The sequence below is a fragment of the Gammaproteobacteria bacterium genome, assembly GCA_009838035.1.
Classification (GTDB): Bacteria; Pseudomonadota; Gammaproteobacteria; order Steroidobacterales; family Foliamicaceae; genus Foliamicus.
Genome location: VXSK01000003.1, coordinates 245700 through 262913 on the forward strand (window position 1 = coordinate 245700; position 17214 = coordinate 262913).

A 17214-nucleotide genomic window follows, 5' to 3' on the forward strand; every position below is an offset into this window, starting at 1 on the left:
TGGCCGGCAGTTAGGGCGCTCAGCCGCGCTCCTTGTTCAGCATCTCGACGAATTCGCGGTCGACCTCGGCGACGCCGCGCTCCTTCGCCTGCTTGATGATTCCCTTCAGCGCCGTCTTGATGAAGGGCTTGGGTATGCCGGTCAGTTGCTTGCAGGCTTCGCGCGTGAACCTCACTTCCGGGTCAATGCGGTTGGCTTCGTAGAGCACCGATTCCTCCTTGGCGCCCTTGTCGGTTGGCGTCGGAAACCAAAAGGCCTTCTTTCTTTCGGCGAACCAGAACTTCTCGCCGTCGCGGAACCCGAACGTGATCGGCATGTTCGGCATGCGCCGGGTGCCGTCCTCGATGTTCTTCGCCCAGGTTTCCTTCAGCAGGATGTTCTCAAGCTTCAGCACCAGGTATTCGGGCGTCCTGCCGTCGTCCTTGATCCGGAACGACTCGTCCCAGTGCGCTTCGTACACCTGGAACGCTTCCTTGATGATCAGCGGGCAGCCGTCCGCCGTTCCGCGTCCGGGCGTGGGGCTTTCGATCAGCGTAAACGGGCTGTCCGCCATCTTTTCCCCGGTGGTCTGTCCCGGATAGCCCAAACCGACGATCTTCTTCAACTGCTTGCGGTTGAACTCGATGAAGTGCACCGCGCACCTGGGATTGCGATGCAGGTTCGTCTCGGTGTTCGATCCCTTGCGGCTGCAGACCAGGAAGGACCGCTCCCTGATGACCTCGAACGGAAGAGTGAGTTGATACGGGCCGATATTGGTCGAACCATCTTCGCTGACGGTCGTGATCAACGAGAAGGACGAAGGCCAGTACGAACTGGCCTGGTACCAGTTGTCGCGCATGGGGCTATCGACGAACTTCTCGTCGATCGTCTTCGGGCCGAATACGCGGTCCAGCAAACCCATGGAATATGCCCGCCTGTCGGATTCGATGTCGCGCCGGTCGGCCGGCCGGCCGATGCGACGCGGCGCGAGTCTAGCAGATCGAAAAATTACCCGCCGGATCAGGGATGGCGGCTATACTTCCGCGACATGGACGCACAAGCAAAGACACTGCCCGAGAAGGAGGAAGTGCGGATCCGGCCGTTCTGGTATTCGGATTACTGGATCTTCCCCAAGCTCATCACCATCGTCACCACGCTGGACAAGCATGGCCGCGTGAACGCCGGCGCCTTTTCGCACATCATGCAGTACGACGTGATGCACAAGAAACCGCGCATACTGCTGGGCGGCCGCAACACCGCCCACACCTTCATCAACATGAGGGACACCGGCGAGTTCGTCATCAACTGCCCGAAGTACGACACGCTGGAAGACATGATGGAGACCGGCCGTTTCTATCCCGATGGCGCCAACGAACTGGATTACACCGGCTACACGATGATCCCGTCGCGCAAGGTGAAACCGCCGAGCATCGCCGAGTGCCCGCAGATCATGGAATGCACGGTCGACAAGTTCTACGAACTCGACCGAACCCAGGCCCACGTGATCGGCAATATCGAAGCCATCGTGATGGACAAGGGCCTGGCCGCCCTGCCCCGCGCCGAACGCCTGCCGGCCATGAACCTGCCGGTGGGGCTGGGCGACGAGAAACGCAAGGACTACTTCCATACCTCCACGCGCGACGTGGTCATGCACGTACTGGGCGATCCGCCGGACGTGTACGTGCCGCCCGTGGAGACGGAAGAAGCGGAGGAAACCGCGGAAGCGGACGCGATGGAGTGGGACGCCCAGGCGCTGGAAATGCTCGACGGGGTACCCAAGGCCCTGCAGAAGATGGTCAGGGGCCAGGTCGAAGGCGCCCTGCTCGACCGGGGCGAGAAAGCCGTGACCGGCGCGCTGTTCAAGGGACTGGCCCGCGAATTCGGCCTCAGCGAGGAACTGCTGGACAGATATCGCACCGATGCGGACACGACGGCTTAGGTTCGACGAAAACGGCGAACCGGCCGACGTGGTGCGGCTGGAGGAGGTTGAACTCGGCGATCCGGGACCGGGCGAGGTCGTCGCCAGACTGGAAGCCAGCGCGATGCACATCGCCGACATCAAGCTGGTGCAGGGCATCGACGCGCTTCGCCGTCCGCTGCCCGTCACGCCGGGCTTCGAGGGCGTGGGAGAAGTTGTCGAGACCGGCGCCGATTCGGGCTACGAGGTCGGCGACCGCGTGTTTCTTCCGCTGGGCTGCGGCACGTTTTCCGAGTACGTGCGGGTCCACCGGAACGACATGGGCATGCGGCGCGCGCCGGCCGGCGATGCGGAACAGCTCGTGCTTTCGAACATCAACGGCGCAACCGCCTGGACCCTGCTGCAGGACTTCGTGGACCTCGAGCAGGGCGAATGGGTGCTGCAGGACGCGGCCAATTCCAACGTCGGGCGGTATCTGATCGTCCTGGCGGCCAGGTGGGGCTATCGAACGGTCAATCTCGTGCGGCGGAAAGAAGTCGTTCAGGAACTGAAGGACCTGGGCGCCGACGCCGTGGTTCTGGACGGACCGGACCTGGCGAGGCGCATACGCGAAGCGACCGGCGGGGCCGATATTCGCCTCGGAATCGACGCCATCGCCGGCGACGGCGTGATGCGCATGGCCGATTGGTTGGCCGACGGTGGGCTGATCGTGAATTACGGCACGCTGACCGACGAGCCCTGCCGGATCGATTTCTGGCAGATGTTCCTGCACGACATCCGCCTGTGCGGCATGTCGACGACGCGCTGTTTCGCGACCCGCACCGAAGAGGAAATCGACGAGTTACAGAACGAGATCGCGCTGATGGCCTCCGACGGGCGCCTTAGCGCAAAGATTGCCGCCCGCTACACGCTGGATGAATGGCGCGAAGCCTTCGCCCACGCCGCGCGCACCGGCTCGGCCCGCGACGGCAAGATCATCGTCCTGCCCAACGCCTGATTCAGGGCAGCAGAATCGTCGAGCCGGTGGTGCGCCGGCTCTCGGCGTCGCGGTGCGCCTGGGCCACGTCCTGCAGGGGATAGCGCTGACCGATCTTTATCGAGAGTGCGCCCGATCCGACCTGCTCGAACAAGGTTGCGGCCGCGCCGTGCAGTTGCTCCTCGGTCGACACGAAATCGAACAGGATCGGCCGGGTTAGCTTCAATGAGCCGCGCCGCGCCAGGTCGATGGGCGCGATCGGCTCCACCAGGCCGGTCGCATTGCCGAAGGTCACCATCGTGCCGAGCGGACGCAGGCAGTCCAGCGACTGCATGAACGTGTCCTTCCCCAGGGAGTCGTACACCGCCGCCACGCCGCCGCCGCTCAGTTCCCGCACCTTGGCAACGAGGTCCGGATCGTCGGCCAGCACGACGTCGGCGCAACCTGCCCGGCGCGCTTCATCCACCTTGCCGCTGCTGCCCACGATGCCGATGACGCGCGCTCCCAACAGCGCCGCCCACTGGGCGGCGATCTGCCCCACGCCCCCGGCGGCCGCGTACAGCAGCACGTCGTCGCCTTGCCGTACCGGATAGCTGTGGTGCAGCAGGTACCAGCTCGTCAGCCCTTTCAGCATCATGGCGGCGGCCTGCTCGTAGCTGACGGAGTCCGGAAGAGGCACGGTACGGTCCGCGGGATAGATTCTTTCCTCCGAATAGGACCCTATCGGCGGCGTGCAATAAGCCACCCGGTCTCCCGGCGCGAACCCTTCGACACCTTCGCCTACCGCCAGCACCTCGCCCGCGCCTTCGGAGCCGAGTCCGCTCGGATATTCCAGCGGATAGACGCCTGTGCGGAAGTAGGTGTCAATGAAGTTGAAACCGATGGCCCGGTTACCGATAAGCAGTTCGCCGGGGCCGGGAGCGCCCACATTGACGGCGCGCCACTCCATCACTTCCGGGCCGCCCGCCCGGTCTACCTGAATTGCATGGCTCATCCGGAAATTTTATCCGGGCTAGCTTTCTTCAGGCGTGTACCAGATGGGCGAACTCCAGGCGAGCTCCCGGATGACACCGGGCGCCGTGTTTTCGCACTCCGCCGGACGCGCTTCGGACGGCAGTTCCAGGCACTGGCGCGAGCTCCATCGCAACGACGGCGTTTCCACCGCGCGCATGTAGTAGTAGCTCGGCTCATCCGGATCGAATTCCGTATCCTCGAACACACCGCACAGCGCATCGTGTCCGGGGCCGCTCCAGACTCCCGTGTCCGGATTCATCGAACCCGAGGACTCGGAATCCCCCGCTACTTCAAACACCTTGTAGTGCGCCTGGTCCTTGTCGTCCACCCAGCCCTTGATCACCTGAAGGCGCAGCAGCGGCGCACTTTTGGGATCGCGCCCCGCCGCCACGATGAACCGAGGCGAAGCGCCCGTTGCGCCGGCCGGCAGATCCTCTCCCATGGGCACGCCTTGCGCATACCCGGTTTTCGCCACGGACTTGCAGGCGTCTTCGGAATACTCCCAGCCGCCGAAGAAACGCGGCCGGATGCGGGGGCCGGTCGTTCCGAATACCTCGCGCCGCTGGAGCGCCTCGAACAGCGCGTCGCGAGAGTTCTCCACCGCCCACACCCCCGCCAGGCCGCCCGGGTTGGTGTAGAGCCCGATGGGATGCACCGGGCTGGGCGTGAGGCGCTCGGCGAGGTCGGTTTCGGACACGTTATGGCCACGCCAGCCGCTTTCTTGAACGGCGCCGGGCGTGGAAAGATGCGTGTCCGTCGAGCCGATCACGCCGAACTTGTAGGGATTGGCGCCTAGCCGGCGACCGGTTTGCAGGCCGGTCAGGAGAATGCCGCGGTAATAGTCGTTCCTGGATACGCATCCGGCGTTCAGGCTGGCGCCCACCCCCGTCTCGCCTTCCCCGCAGAACGGCGGAGGGTTGCCCTCCGCCGGCAAGCCGCGGTAGTACCGGCGCAGTTCCTCCATGTCGCACAGCTCGTCCGGCCCGCCCAGGATGCCGGGAAGGCCGTTGAAGCACTCGGCGCTGCCCTTGTGCTGAAAGATCTCCACGATCGGCTCCAGCACGTTGCGCTGCCGTGCCGCAACGGTTGCGCCCTGGCCGGGCTCCGGTTCATCGACGGCGGAAGTGAACAGGGTGCCGGAACTCAGATTGGAGCTGTGCGGTATGGACAGCACATCGCATCCCGTTGCTCCCTCGAGGCACTCCGCGGACAGCAGATCGAACAGTTCGCTGTCGGACGGCGCCTCGAACGTGGTTATCGGCAACTCCGGCACCCGGTCGTTGCGGAAGATCACATTGCGGTGGTAGGAGTTGTTTTTGCGAGTGGCGCTGTGCTCGTAGGCCACGAAGGTCGTGAAGCCGCAGCTCGAGGAGCGGTCGTAGGCCGCTTCCGCCATCTCGCGGGTGCGCTCCCAGTAGGTCCGAGCGGCTTCCGCGCATCGGGCGCCGTCTTCGCCGCAGATGTCCGCGCTGCGAGCCGGAACGTCTCTCGACAGACCCCGCACCAGAATCAGGATCGCGGTGGGACCGCCGTTGCGGAAGGCCCGGCAGCTTCGACTGCCGTAGGCCTCGCTGTTGGGGTCCGCGCACAGCGCCAGTTCGCCGAAAAACTCCGCGTGGTCGGTGACGGCGGCAAAGTCCAGTGCGGGACCGATCTTGCGGACCGCCACCGGTTCCCCGCCCTCCTGATAGGGAGGCAGCAAAATTTCCTCGCCGCGCGCGTAGCGGTAGGCGTCGGACGGTACCGTGGTCACGCCCAGCGGCCGGGCGTCGTAGGAATAGGAAGTGTGCACGTGCAGGTCGCCGAAATAGGCGTTGCGATAGGGGTTTCGATTCGCGCAGGCTTCGCGCTCTTCCGTATAACGCACAAGGCCCTCGGGCGGCATGGCGGCCGTCTGCCGCGACGCTTCCGAATCGCTTGCGCTGTCGGGCGAAGGAATTGCGGCGCAACCGCAGGACAGCGCGGCCCAGACGACCGCGCCCGGAATCTTCGCAAATACGGAATTCCTGATGAGCATGTCAGCCTGCCACCACGCTTTCGCGGTCCGGCCGGGCCCAGATGATCGCAGCCATCGCGAGCATGATCGCAGGCATGGAAGCGTACAGCACCGCGTCCCAACCCAGTAGCTGCATCACCGCCCCGGCGCTCAGGGATCCCACCGCCGCGCATCCCAACACGATGAAGTCATTGAGGCCCTGGACGCGAAAACGTTCCGCCGGCCGATAGGAGCGCGCCAGCAGCGCCGTTCCGCCCACATACAGGAAGTTCCAGCCGAAACCCAGCGCCACCATGGAAATGCCGTAGTGCATTACCTCCCGGCCCGCCAGCCCCGCGGCCAGCGTCGCGCCCAGAAGAACCGCGCCGGCCATCATGATGCGCCCGGCCCCGAACCGCGTGATCAGGCCGCCGGCAACGAGGGACGGCGCGTACATCGCGAGCACGTGCGCCTGGATGACCGCCGCAGTCGTGGCCAGGGAGTGCCCGTCAACGACGTGCATGGCCAGCGGGGCCGCCGTCATCATGAAAGCCATGACGCCCTGCCCCATCGCCGCGCCTACCACGGCCACAATGAACAGCCGGCTCCGGGTAATGGTCCTTAGCGGACGGACATCGCCGCCGGATTCCTCCCGCTCTTTCGTTGACGCCGGGCGCAGCGCCAGGAGGACGGCGCCGGCCAGCGCGTAGCAAGCCGCCATCGCAGCGAAACTGCCGCCGAATTGCGCGCCGGCAATCCAGTACTCGCCCCGCGCCACCAGGCTGGGACCCAGGATCGCGCCGGCCATGGAGCCAGTCAACACCACCGCGACCGCCGTGGGCGCCGCAGCAGCCCTGACGCTTTCGGTGGCGGCGAACCGGTACTGCTGCGAGAAGGCCGTGGCGCAGCCTATGAGCATCGAGCCCAGGCAGAACAGGGCGAAGCTGCCCACCGCGGTGGCGGCCCAGGCGCACCCCGCTCCCGCGGCGCCGAGGGACGCGCCCAGGGCAAAGCCCCGGGGCCGCCCGATACGCGACATGATCGAAGCGGCGACAATGGTCGAAAGCGCCGTGGCGACGATCAGCATCGACAGCGGCAGCGTGGCCAGCGCCGGGTTCCCCGCCAGCCCGCGGCCCAGTATCCCGCCTACCGTGACGATCGCGACCGTGCCGGTAACGGACGCGGCCTGCGCCACGAGCAGGATCAGAATGTTGCGGCTTAGCAGGTCGGAAAGAATGGCCGGCCCCGGCGATTGCTAAGGCCGCACAATAGCAGCCCGCCAATCCCACGCGCAATCACAAACCAACAGACGCACAGGCGGGGGCGCTTCGGCTACAATGCGCGCCCATGGCGAATTCAGCACAAGCCGCAAAGCGCGCCCGCCAGGCCGTCGGCCGCCGCGCGCGCAACATGTCGGCGCGCTCCAAGCTGCGCACCGCCATCTCCAGGACCGTGCGCGCCCTCGACTCCGGCGACGCCGAAAAGGCCGCGGCCGCCTACGAGCAAGCCAGACCTGTCATCGATTCGATGGTCGGCAAGGGCATCATCCACGCCAACAAGGCCGCCCGCCACAAGAGCCGCCTCAACAAACGCCTGCGAGCCCTCAAGGAAGGATAAGCCCTTTCTCCGAGCGCGCCACGAGAGCCGTGCGCATGGACGATCTCTTTAATCATGCGGATTTTCGACACGAATCCGTGCATTTCTTTCGTGATCGCCCAAGCGGGCTCAAAGCGATAATCGCCATCCACAACACACGCCTCGGCCCCGCAATCGGAGGCTGCCGAATGCGGCCCTACAAAACTACGTCGGCAGCACTCAGCGATGTATTACGCCTGTCGCAAAGCATGACATACAAGTGCGCCGTAGGAGGTATCCCTTTCGGCGGCGGGAAGGCCATCGTGGTTGCAGATCCCGCAAGGGACAAGACCACCGAATTGCTGCACGCTTTCGGCGATGCCGTCGAATCGCTCAATGGCCGATACATCACCTCGTTCGACATGGGAACGACGATGGATGATGTTCGCACGATCGGCGAGGTCACTGCGCATGTCGGCGGAATCGACGCAGCCAGCGGTAATGCGTCCGCGTCGACCGCTCAAGGCCTGCTGGCATGCATCAAGGCCAGTATCCGTTACCTGCAGGGCGCCGGGAAATCCCTGCACGGCACTCGGGTCGCCATTCAGGGCGTGGGGAACGTTGGCGGCCGTCTGGCCCGGCTGCTTGCGGCTCAGGGCGCCAGGCTTGTTCTCGCGGATGTCGATAGGCAACTCGCAGGCCGCATGGCCGAGGAGTTGGGCGCCGAGCTTGCGGGCAGCGAGGAGATCCTGGCGGCGGACGTGGACGTTTTCTCTCCCTGCGCGCTGGGCGGAATCCTGGATGAAACGTCCATAACCCGGATTCGCGCGCCAATCATTGCCGGAGGGGCCAACAATCAGTTGGCGTCCCCAAGCGTCGGAAAAAAACTGAAGGTCCGTGGCGTCTTGTACGCGCCGGATTACCTGGCAAACGCCGGTGGCATTATCGATCTGCACTACCAGCTGAACAGGGCGCCAAGAGAGAACCTCCAAGCCCACTTGCATGGACTTGGTGACATCCTGCGCCGCGTATACGAACGCTCAGACGAAACAGGACTCTCCACTAACGCCGTTGCCGACGAAATCGCCGAAGAAGTTGTTCGTCGCGGGAGTATAGACTCGGCGATTGCAAGCTAGCACAACCTCTCACCGAAGCCTTACCGCGGTGCCGCTGGCGGCGACCATGAGCATGCTGCCGCCGGTGCCCACGACTTCGTAGTCCAGATCGATGCCGACAACGGCGTCGGCGCCCTTCATGCGGGCTTCTTCGGACAATTCGGCGAGCGCCGTCTCGCGGGACCGTCTCAGCTCTTTCTCGTAGGCGGTCGAGCGGCCGCCCACGATGTCGCGAATGCCGGCGAATATGTCCTTGAGGATGTTGGCGCCGACGATGGCCTCGCCGGTCACGATTCCGCGGTATTCGCGGATTGACTTGCCTTCAACGGTTGGCGTCGTCGTCAGAATCATGCTCTTTCTCCAGTTTTTCCAGTCTCTGTACGGATGCGGCTGCAAGTTCCCGCGTGCCCGCGCCGGTCAATGCCGAAATCGTGAACACGGGCGCGGACCAGGCCAGTTCCCCGGTGAGACCCGTTCTGATCCGCGCGGCCTCTTCTTCGGGCAGCAGGTCGGCCTTGTTCAATACCAGCCAGCGTTCCAGTCCGGCCAGTTTCTCATCGAATTTCTTCAGCTCCCCGGCAATCGTAGTGACGTCCTCCGCCAGGTTTCCGACCGGCGCCGCTGCGCCTTCCGCGGAGGTCATGTCCACCAGGTGCAGCAACAGCCGCGTGCGCCTCAAGTGGCGCAGGAACCGGGAGCCCAGTCCGACGCCGCTCGCGGCGCCCGGCAGCAGCCCCGGGATGTCGGCCATCACGAAGCTCTGCATCGGGCCCACGGCCACCACGCCCAACTGCGGATGCAGGGTCGTGAACGGGTAGTCCGCCACCTTGGGACGGGCTTCGGACACGGCCCGCAGCAGGGTGGACTTGCCGGCGTTCGGGAGGCCCAGCAGCCCCACGTCCGCCAGCAGCGTCAAATCCAGCTCAAGTCGGCGGGCTTCGCCGCGCGTGCCCGGCGTGTGCTGGCGGGGCGCCCGGTTGACGCTGGACTTGAAGCGGGTGTTGCCCCGCCCTCCGCGCCCGCCGCGGGCCACCAGCAGTTCGGTATTGTCGGCGTTGAGTTCGCCCAGCACTTCCTGCGTGTCGGCCTCGGTCACCCGGGTGCCGGCCGGCACCGGGATTCGCAGGTCGGCGCCGGCCGCGCCGCTGCGGTCGCGGCCCGCCCCGGCGCTGCCGTTGCCGGCCCGGAACACCTTGCGGGCGCGAAAGTCGGCCAGGGTGTTGATGTCCGGCGCAAGCACCAGCGTCACGTCGCCGCCGTCGCCGCCATCGCCGCCGTCAGGGCCGCCGCGGGGAATGTACTTCTCGCGGCGGAAACTCACGCAGCCGTCGCCGCCGTCGCCGGCGCGAACGCGGATCCGGGCTTCGTCGGAGAATTTCATGGCAGGTGGTGGCGGCTGGCGAGTCGTGAAACTACCACGATCCCCGTCCGAAACGGGGTGATTGCCGCAAAGGGCGCGACGCCGTCGCGCCCTGGGTCAGGAAGGGATTACGGAGACGAAGCGGCGGTTTGCCGGGCCCTTGCGCTCGTAGCGGACGACGCCGTCGCTGGTGGCGAACAGGGTGTGATCGCGTCCCAGGCCCACGTTGGCGCCGGCATGAAAGGCGGTCCCGCGCTGGCGCACGAGGATATTGCCGGCCAGCACCTGCTCGCCGCCGAACTTCTTGATTCCGAGCCGTTTGGATTCGGAATCGCGGCCGTTGCGGGAACTGCCCGCAGCTTTCTTATGCGCCATAGATCAACTCTCCTCGCCCGACTTGTCCGCCGCGGCTTTCTTTGGCGGGGCCTTCTTAGCGGCTGTTTTCTTTGCCGGGGCCTTCTTCGCGGGCGCCTTCGGCAGATCGATGCCGGCAATCTCCACGGTCGTGAATTGCTGGCGATGCCCCAGCGTGCGGCGATAGTCCTTGCGCCGCTTGAACTTGATCACTTCGATCTTTTTCGCCCGGCCGTGTTCGCACACGGTGGCCCGAACCTGGCCTACCGGCTTGCCCGAAGTCCCGATGCGCGTCTCCGAACTTTCCTGCCCACCAATCAGCATGGCGTCGAAACTCAATTCATCGCCGACCTCGGCGCTGAGGCGCTCGACGCGCACACGCTGACCTTCGGAAACGCAATACTGCTTGCCGCCGGTGCTGATCACCGCAAACATCTGGACTCTCCGGGAACCTTACTGGCCGGGGCGCGATTATATCCGCATCAGGCGACGGTGGCAGGCCGTGATTGCTCCGGCTGCTCGGCATTGAAACGCAGCAGTGCCGCGAACCGATAAACCGCATGCACGAATTTGCTGTACGGAAGCGTCAGGAACAGCGCCAGGACGAACCCCAGGTGCACGGCCAGCGTCAGTCCCATGGCAGCGGTCTCGCGCAGCATTAGCAGCAGGAATCCGGTCAGGCTGATGACAAAAAGCAAGGCCAGGAACGCGTAGTCCATGCCGTAGTGGCGAAGCGGCATTGCAATCTTGTCGCTTCGCAATTTCAGCCAGAACAGTCCGGCCGGCCCCGCCAGGAGGCCGATGCCTCCAATGGACCCCAGCAATACCGGCAGGCTGAAGAATGGATAGGGCGCGACCTGTCCCAGGGCGTAGTCGTAAAAGGCCGCTACGCAGGTGGACGCAAAACAAAGCAAGAAGCCCCACATGGCGGCCTGGTGAAAATAGCGGCGCTGGTTCGAGCGGCCTTCGTCGCGCGGACTGCAGCCCTCTTTGTGCCCCCCGCCGAGGTACTGCAGCGTGGCCATGTCCTTGAGCGCGCCGCGGAAGGCGCTGAACATGGGTCTGGCCCGCGCGAAGGCGCCGGTCTCGCGCCAGAATCTGCGCACACCCATCGAGAGTGCAAGCAGACTGAAACCGAATGTGCTGCCCGCAACGGCCACCATGACGCCGTGGCTGATCACCGCGTAGAAGGAACCGGGCCCCGAGTGCTCGGCAAACATTACGCCCGGATCGACAAGGACGGATGCAAGCGCCAGGACCATCGACAGCGCAAGCGCAGTCGCAAGCGTAACGAACAGACCGTTTCGGCGAAACAGGCGGCCAAGGATGCCGGGCCACGCATACGCTTCGTAGGTTTCGGTCCTCAGTTCCGTCAAAGCCGCCGGCACATTGACGGCAAAGGGGTGCGGCGGAGCGTACTGGCAGTTGTGATAACAGGCCGTGCAGTTGTGGCAAAGGTTTGCCAGGTAGTGCAATTGACGATCGGAGAACGCCCGAACCAGGGACATGGCCGGAAACACCGCGCACACACCTTCGCAATACCGGCAGGCATTGCAGATGTTCATCACCCGCTGCGCCTCTCCGACCGCGCTTTCCTGCCGCAAGCTCTCCAACACCGTTACACCGCCGAGGCCGCATGTTGGCCTGCCAGGCGCCCGAAAACCGCGCCGATGGTCATCCCCGTGCCGGCGCAATAGCCCTTGCCGATGATATTGCCCGCCATGATTTCGCCCGCGGCAAAGACGTTCGGCGAAGATTTCCCACCCTGGAACAGCACGCGCGCCTGTTCGTCGACCTTTACGCCGAGATAGGTAAAGGTGATGCCGGGCCTGAGCGGGTAGGCGTAAAACGGCGGCGTATCCAGAGGCAAGGCCCAGTGCGACTTCGGAGGCTGAAGATCGTGCGTGGAACAATCGTCGAGTATTTCCGGGTTATAGCTTCCGGAGGACACACTCGCATTGAATTGATCAACAGTCCTTGTCAGCGCTCCCGATTCAATTCCCAAGTCGGAAGCCAACTGCTCGATCGTGTCCGCGGTCATGGGCGGGAACAGGGATGGCATGAAACGGTCCAGCACCTTTGAATCCATGATCGCATAGGCAATCTGGTCCGGTTGCCGGGCAATGAGTCGCCCCCAGATCGCGTAGCGCTTGGGCCAGGAGTCCTCCCCCTCGTCATAGAAGCGCTGCCCGAACCTGTTCACGACGATTCCGAAGACCACGCAATCCAGACGCGTCACGATCCCGCCGTCATATTTCGGCGCACGCGCGTCGACGGCAATGGCGTGACACTGGGTGGGATCGCCTGTCGTTTCCGCCCCTTTGCCGATCAGGTCCTTCAGCACGGTGCCTCGATTGTAGGAAGTGCCGCGCACGATAAAGTTGTCGGCAGCCTCGCCCCAGGCTTCCCGCATCCAGTTCTCGTTCGCCTGAAAACCCCCGCAGGCCACAACCACGGACCTGGCCGCAATCTCGTGTTCTTCGCCCTGATACAGGAAAACCGCGTTACCGAAGTGCCCCCGGGATATGTTCAGTCGTTTGACTTCGCTGTCGTAGCAAACGCGAACGCCCAAGGCTTCCGCGGTCCTGTACTGCGCGTTCAGCAGCGCCTTGCCGCCGCCGAGGAAGAAGGCATTGGTGCGCGCCAGATTCAGGGTGCCGGTTAGCGCCGGCTGAAAACGCACGCCTTTCTCGTGCAACCATCCGAGCAGTTCCCCGCTGTGGCGGATCATCAGCCTGGCCAGCGCTTCGTCCGTATGTCCTTCGGTAACGCTCAGAAGGTCCTGCCAGTACTCCTCCCCGGTATAGCTTCTTTCAAGCGTATGTGCGGGGCCTGCGTGCATCGCACGAAGATTGCGCGTGTGCCGGGTGTTTCCTCCGCGCATCGAACGGTCCGCGTGCTCCAGTATCACAACAGCGGCGCCCCGTTCGCGCGCTTCGATGGCAGCGCACAGGCCCGCGTTACCTCCTCCGATCACGAGGACATCCGTCTGGCGCGGGAGGCTCAAGGAACTAGCGCCGCGTCAAGCTCATGGTCAGGCCAGTTCCCTGGCGGTGTTCTCGATACCCCGGCGCAGCGTATCGACGATGAAATCAACCTGCTCGCGAGTGAGAGTCAACGTCGGCGACATGATGTTCAGGTTGCCGATCGACCGCACGAGCAGGCCGAGTTTCTCGCACTGGTCGGATACGAGCTTGCCTATATTCAGCTCTGCGGGGAACAGGCCCTTTGTAGCCTTGTCAGCGACGAACTCCACGCACATCATGAAACCGCGCCCGCGAACGTCTCCGACGATTGCCAGGTCCTCAAGTTCGCGCAGTCTCGATTCGAAGTAGCCGCCCACTTTCCGGGCGGCGGCAAGCACGTTTTCCCGCTGCATGATCTCGATCACCTTCAGTGCGGCGGCACAGCTCACCGGATGGCCTCCATACGTAAATCCGTGGCCGAAGAATCGCGCCGGATCGCCGCTGCTGATGACCTCGTGAATGCGGTCCGAGTACAGCGTTGCACCCAGGGGAAGGTAGCCGCCGGTAATGCCCTTGGCGCAGGTAATGATGTCCGGTTCGATATCGAACTCGCCCTTGCTTGCGAACCAGTGCCCCAGGCGGCCGAAGCCGGTCACCACCTCGTCGGCGACGTAAAGCACATCGTAATCGCGGCAGAGTTGCCAGGTCCGCTTGTTGTAGCCCGGCGGCGGCACGATGACGCCGCCCGCGCCCATCACGGGCTCCGCGAAGAAAGCCGATACGTTTTCCGGCTTGAGCTCAACGATTTTCCGCTCCAGTTCTTCCACGAGGAAATCGCAAAACTGCGCCTCCGTCATATTGTCCGGCGCACGGTAGTAATTGGGGCAGGAAACGAAGTGAATCGCGCCGGTCGCGTACTCGAATTCGGGGATCCGGTCCCTCCCGGTCAGCGATGCCGCCATAAAAGTACTGCCGTGGTAAGCCTGTTGCCGCGAAATCAGATGCCGTTTTTCCGGCTTGCCCCTGCAAAACTGGTAGAAATGCGCGAGCCGGACCGCCGTATCCACCGCAGTCGATCCTCCTGTCGAGAATATCGTCCGGTTGATGTCGCCAGGAGCCAGGGCGGCGACAGTTTCCGCCAGTTCCGCAGCGGGAACGCTGCCCATGTCAACAAACGAATTCGCGAACGCGAGCCGTGCCACCTGCCCGGCAATTGCATCGGCGATTTCTGTCCTTCCCAGGCCGATGTTGGTGCACCAGAGTCCGCCCACGGCGTCCAGGTACCGCTGCCCGTCCACGTCCCAGACGTACGCGCCGTCACCCTTTTCCAGCACGAGCGCGCCCTCTTCCCGGAACGACTCAAAGTGCTGCCAGGGATGCAGGACATGGCGGCGGTCAGCCTGCCAGGCGCACCGCGCCGCATGGGTTTCTCGGGCCAGGGACTCCATCAGGATTTTGTAGACACGTTGTATACAACATTGTATACTTCATCGCCGTTGAGTAGCTGCAAACGCTTCGAATTGAAGCGAAAAACGCCCGGCCGAAAGCGACTTGCAGCAGCGGCATTGCTTTATTGGCAAAAGGGGACAGTCCATGATTCGTCAGGCACAAAGTTTCGACCACGCCCGGTTCCGCAAGCACGCAGGGACGCTGGCGCTAACATCGCTCGCAGGCCTATGGGCGCTCGCCGCCGTTCCGGCCGCGACGGCCCAGGAAGATGCCCAGGCTAGCGGCGCCGCAGGCGCACTCGAAGAGATTGTCGTAACGGCCCGAAAGCGGGAGGAGAACCTTCAGGATGTTCCCTTGACGATCGACGTAATCTCCGGCGATCTCATGCGGTCCGGGGGTATCGAAACCATCGACGATATCGAATACGCCGTTCCGGGCCTGGCCGTGGGCAATCGGGGATTCAACGGCGCCTATCTCGGTTTGCGGGGCATTTCAAGCATCCGCTCCTTCGTGGGCGACGAGGCCGCCGTGGCCGTGCACCTGGACGGCGTTTTTCTGCCCCAGTCGCCGCAGGCTTTCGGCAACCTGTTCGATATTGAACGCATCGAAGTGCTCAAGGGTCCGCAGGGAACCGAGTACGGCCGCAATGCCACCGCCGGCGTGATCAACGTGGTGACGGCCAACCCGGACACCGAGGCCAGCTCCGGGGACGTCAACGCGTCGTTCGGCAGTCACGGCGCGGTGCGGATGAACGGCATGGCGAACATCGTTACCGGGGAACGCAGCGCCTTGCGGATTGCCGTGTCCGTGGCCGAAAGCGACGGCTACATTCGCAACGTGATCGACGGCAGCGACGTGGGCGGCGAGGACTATTCGGCCGGCCGCATTTCGTATCAGTTCGAAACGAGCGAATCCACCCGCTTGCTGTTCAAATATCAGCACTCCCGGAATGAACGCCCCCAGGTGAAGATTCCGCGGGTGCCTCCAAACGGAAACGCCACCCAGAATGGACTGAATGCGCTGGCCCGGGCCGGAGTTTCCGACTTCCACGACACGATCATCAACGTTCCGATCGACAGCGACAGGACCGATGACAATTTTTCGCTGCAGATCGACTGGGACATGGGCGGCTTCGGAGTCCGCTCCATCACCGGCTACACGTCCTTCGACAATGAGGTCACGCTGGATTTCACGCTGGAACCGGCCACCAGCGGCGACGCTTCGACGGACGGGCAAAGCCCCAACTCCAACGAGGGCACCAGCATGTCGCAGGAATTGCAGGTATTTGCTCTGGACCCGGGCCGTATGGATTGGCGCTTGGGCCTCTATTGGATCGATACGGAAGCCGAGGAGACGCGCTTCGTCAGCAGCGGCGGCCTGTTCTACGTGCCCGATACCGTGCTGCCGTTCAGCGCCTATTACGACGATTTCCTGCTGGACCAGGAAGGCTCGGCCTATAGCGCGTTCGGCGAACTGTCGTTCGCGCTCAGTGACGACCTGGGCGTGACCTTCGGGCTGCGCTATACCGACGAGGACAAGACGCAGACCCAGACGGAAACGGCCGGGGGCGATATACCGACTGCTTGCGGCGGAACCCCGATCGGGTTTGCCTGGTGCGGCGAGGCACGGCTTTACACCGCCACCGCCAGCCGAAGCTGGAGCGACACGTCCGGGCGGATCTCGGTTCAATGGACGCCTTCGGACGATCTGCTCGCCTACGCGAGTTACTCCACCGGATTCCGCAGCGGCGCCATCGGCGGCGTGATCGGATTCGACAATTTCGCGGTGGACGGCGGCTGGAACTACAACGGCTCCGGCGTCTACCGCGGGCCCAACGGCACGCTGGGCTTGCAGCCGTTCGAGCCGGAAACCGTGGACAATATCGATATCGGCGTGAAGTCCACCCTGATGGATGGCCGCCTGCAGATCAACGCCTCCTGGTTCTTCGCCCGGTTCGAGGATCAACTGGTGTTCCAGGTCGATCCGGACCAGCAATTCCGGTTGATCGAGGGCAATATCGGCGAGTCGGAAGCCACAGGCGTCGATTTCCAGGTGAACTGGGCCGTTTCCGAAGCGCTGCTGGTCTCCCTGGGCGGTCAGGTGCTGGACACCGAAATCGTGGACCTGGGCAATTTCGACGTCAGCGGCGGCACGGAAGAAGGCATTGCCCTGCCCCGGGCGCCCGAGCTCAGCTACGCAGCGAGCGTCCAGTACACGGCTCCCGTGGGTAATTCGGGCGAACTGACGGTTCGCGGTGAATACAATTACAAGGATGACGTTTTCATGGATCTCAGCGAGCGGCGTCCTCAAGACGCCGTGGGACTGTTCAACGTCATCCTTCGTTACGATTCCGGCGGCAGCTGGTACGCCTTCCTGAACGGCAGGAACCTGTCGGATGAGGAATACCTGCTGGACAACGAGGCGCGAGTCGACGCCGGAGGCGGAGCCGCACTCCAGAACGCGTCGCCGGGTGCCCCGAGGACATACGAGGTCGGCGTCGGAATACGATTCTGACTCTCACGGCCAGCGAAAA

At 64.0% G+C, this 17214-nt stretch carries 16 protein-coding genes; 5 read left to right on the top strand and 11 right to left on the bottom strand.

Annotation, left to right across the window (positions count from 1 at the left end):
• Positions 1 to 19 precede the first annotated feature (19 nt).
• Positions 20 to 901 carry a hypothetical protein gene (locus F4Y72_03770; protein ID MXZ27406.1) on the bottom strand — a complete coding sequence of 294 codons (882 nt, stop codon included), beginning with the start codon at positions 899 to 901 and terminating at the stop codon, positions 20 to 22.
• Between the two features lie 126 nt (positions 902 to 1027).
• On the opposite strand from F4Y72_03770, the gene F4Y72_03775 reads away from it, so the two are divergent.
• A complete protein-coding gene (locus F4Y72_03775; protein MXZ27407.1) occupies positions 1028 to 1918 on the top strand; it encodes a hypothetical protein in 891 nt (296 codons plus the stop codon).
• Positions 1899 to 2894: a zinc-dependent alcohol dehydrogenase family protein gene (locus F4Y72_03780; GenBank protein ID MXZ27408.1), complete on the top strand. Its 996-nt coding sequence runs from the start codon at positions 1899 to 1901 to the stop codon at positions 2892 to 2894. Before F4Y72_03775 ends, F4Y72_03780 begins: the two co-directional genes overlap by 20 nt.
• Before the next feature lies 1 nt (position 2895).
• Here F4Y72_03780 and F4Y72_03785 read toward each other — a convergent pair whose 3' ends face one another.
• The 3 genes from F4Y72_03785 to F4Y72_03795 are packed head-to-tail and all read right to left on the bottom strand — an operon-like array spanning position 2896 to position 7099.
• Positions 2896 to 3867 (bottom strand): quinone oxidoreductase, encoded by a 972-nt coding sequence (locus tag F4Y72_03785; GenBank protein MXZ27409.1) that lies wholly within the window; start codon positions 3865 to 3867, stop codon positions 2896 to 2898.
• A gap of 18 nt (positions 3868 to 3885) precedes the next feature.
• The gene (locus F4Y72_03790; GenBank protein ID MXZ27410.1) at positions 3886 to 5904 is read right to left on the bottom strand and encodes a DUF3604 domain-containing protein; all 2019 of its coding nucleotides are present in this window, start codon (positions 5902 to 5904) and stop codon (positions 3886 to 3888) included.
• A 1-nt stretch (position 5905) separates the two neighbouring features.
• Complete coding sequence (locus F4Y72_03795) at positions 5906 to 7099, bottom strand: MFS transporter (GenBank protein ID MXZ27411.1); 1194 nt, start codon at positions 7097 to 7099, stop codon at positions 5906 to 5908.
• A 110-nt stretch (positions 7100 to 7209) separates the two neighbouring features.
• Here F4Y72_03795 and rpsT point away from each other — a divergent pair, with 110 nt between their 5' ends.
• Together rpsT and F4Y72_03805 are read left to right on the top strand one after the other, a co-directional pair.
• Positions 7210 to 7479, top strand: coding sequence for a 30S ribosomal protein S20 (gene rpsT / locus F4Y72_03800; protein ID MXZ27412.1), 270 nt, complete (start codon positions 7210 to 7212; stop codon positions 7477 to 7479).
• A 35-nt stretch (positions 7480 to 7514) separates the two neighbouring features.
• The gene (locus F4Y72_03805) at positions 7515 to 8573 is read left to right on the top strand and encodes a Glu/Leu/Phe/Val dehydrogenase (protein ID MXZ27413.1); all 1059 of its coding nucleotides are present in this window, start codon (positions 7515 to 7517) and stop codon (positions 8571 to 8573) included.
• A 9-nt stretch (positions 8574 to 8582) separates the two neighbouring features.
• Here F4Y72_03805 and F4Y72_03810 read toward each other — a convergent pair whose 3' ends face one another.
• The 7 genes from F4Y72_03810 to F4Y72_03840 all read right to left on the bottom strand — a co-directional run bounded on the left by F4Y72_03810 (position 8583) and on the right by F4Y72_03840 (position 14680).
• Positions 8583 to 8903 carry a heavy metal-binding domain-containing protein gene (locus F4Y72_03810; protein ID MXZ27414.1) on the bottom strand — a complete coding sequence of 107 codons (321 nt, stop codon included), beginning with the start codon at positions 8901 to 8903 and terminating at the stop codon, positions 8583 to 8585.
• The gene (obgE, locus tag F4Y72_03815; GenBank protein ID MXZ27415.1) at positions 8875 to 9933 is read right to left on the bottom strand and encodes a GTPase ObgE; all 1059 of its coding nucleotides are present in this window, start codon (positions 9931 to 9933) and stop codon (positions 8875 to 8877) included. The genes F4Y72_03810 and obgE overlap by 29 nt, the downstream gene beginning before the upstream one ends.
• Before the next feature lie 96 nt (positions 9934 to 10029).
• Positions 10030 to 10287, bottom strand: coding sequence for a 50S ribosomal protein L27 (locus F4Y72_03820; protein MXZ27416.1), 258 nt, complete (start codon positions 10285 to 10287; stop codon positions 10030 to 10032).
• 3 nt (positions 10288 to 10290) lie between these two features.
• On the bottom strand, positions 10291 to 10701 hold the full coding sequence (gene rplU, locus F4Y72_03825) for a 50S ribosomal protein L21 (protein MXZ27417.1): 411 nt from the start codon (positions 10699 to 10701) through the stop codon (positions 10291 to 10293).
• A 47-nt stretch (positions 10702 to 10748) separates the two neighbouring features.
• Positions 10749 to 11831, bottom strand: a complete 1083-nt coding sequence (tcuB, locus tag F4Y72_03830; GenBank protein ID MXZ27418.1) for a tricarballylate utilization 4Fe-4S protein TcuB — start codon at positions 11829 to 11831, stop codon at positions 10749 to 10751.
• Between the two features lie 53 nt (positions 11832 to 11884).
• Positions 11885 to 13273 (bottom strand): FAD-dependent tricarballylate dehydrogenase TcuA, encoded by a 1389-nt coding sequence (gene tcuA / locus F4Y72_03835; GenBank protein ID MXZ27419.1) that lies wholly within the window; start codon positions 13271 to 13273, stop codon positions 11885 to 11887.
• 27 nt (positions 13274 to 13300) lie between these two features.
• The gene (locus F4Y72_03840; protein ID MXZ27420.1) at positions 13301 to 14680 is read right to left on the bottom strand and encodes an aminotransferase; all 1380 of its coding nucleotides are present in this window, start codon (positions 14678 to 14680) and stop codon (positions 13301 to 13303) included.
• Positions 14681 to 14825: 145 nt separating this feature from the next.
• Between F4Y72_03840 and F4Y72_03845 the strand changes: the two genes are divergently transcribed.
• A complete protein-coding gene (locus F4Y72_03845; protein MXZ27421.1) occupies positions 14826 to 17195 on the top strand; it encodes a TonB-dependent receptor in 2370 nt (789 codons plus the stop codon).
• Positions 17196 to 17214 lie beyond the last annotated feature (19 nt).